The sequence below is a fragment of the Photorhabdus hainanensis genome, from assembly GCF_018448965.1.
Classification (GTDB): Bacteria; Pseudomonadota; Gammaproteobacteria; order Enterobacterales; family Enterobacteriaceae; genus Photorhabdus; species Photorhabdus akhurstii.
Genome location: NZ_RCWD01000118.1, coordinates 1 through 807 on the forward strand (window position 1 = coordinate 1; position 807 = coordinate 807).

At 54.3% G+C, this 807-nt stretch carries 1 protein-coding gene; it reads right to left on the reverse strand.

Annotated elements, in window-relative coordinates:
- Window positions 1-807, reverse strand: an 807-nt coding sequence (locus tag EAE92_RS25620; protein ID WP_281422841.1) for a ShlB/FhaC/HecB family hemolysin secretion/activation protein, incomplete at both ends; no start/stop codon positions are given.

Sequence of the window (807 nt, forward strand, 5' to 3'; positions counted from 1 at the left end):
TCTTATCAATAAAATTGCGCGAAGTCCGGCGATAAATTTCACCGTTAAGCCCGGTTTTCTGGTCGGCGTTACGATGCAGCACCCGGCTAAGCTGGACCGCCAGGTTTTGGCTTTTGCCCCGGTATTGAATTGCCTGATTCAGCCCGGCTATCGTCTGGGTATAATCGTAATGACTGGCCGTCACGCTCGCCATCCAGTAGCCGAAAGGCAGGGAGTAATAGAGCGTGTCGTTCTGGCTGCCTTTCCCGGCAGATGAGTGAATATCGCGTCCCCCGGAGAGATAGAACAGATCGCTGAGCGCCAGGGGGTTATCCAGAAAGAAGGTGAGTCCGCCCTGATAACGCCCGGTGCTTTTAGACCCGGTATCATCCAGATACGTGGCGACTCGCCAGTGCCGGGACTGACGCCAGTCCAGCACAATATCGCTCTCCCCCGGCTGCGCGGCCGGAACAATATTCATATCAGCCTGCACGGTGGGGAAACGTTGCAAGTTTTCCAATCCCTGCTCGATATCCCGTAAATCCAACAGCTTGCCTTCACGTGCGGGAAAGGGCGTGATGCGTTGAATATAATGGCCGCTATCCGGGGTATAGCGAATATGCCGGATTTTGCCCGGTATCATCACCAGTTTTAGCATTTGGGTACGCAGATCCTGGGAAGGAGCCAGAACCCGGCTGGTAACATAGCCGTGATTAATGAGCTGATCTTGCAACTGGGTTATCAGCCGGCTAATGCCTTTATCGCCCAGGCAATGGTTTTCGCCCTGTTGGGCGACACGTCGGAACGGTAACCAGTGCGGGAAATTTT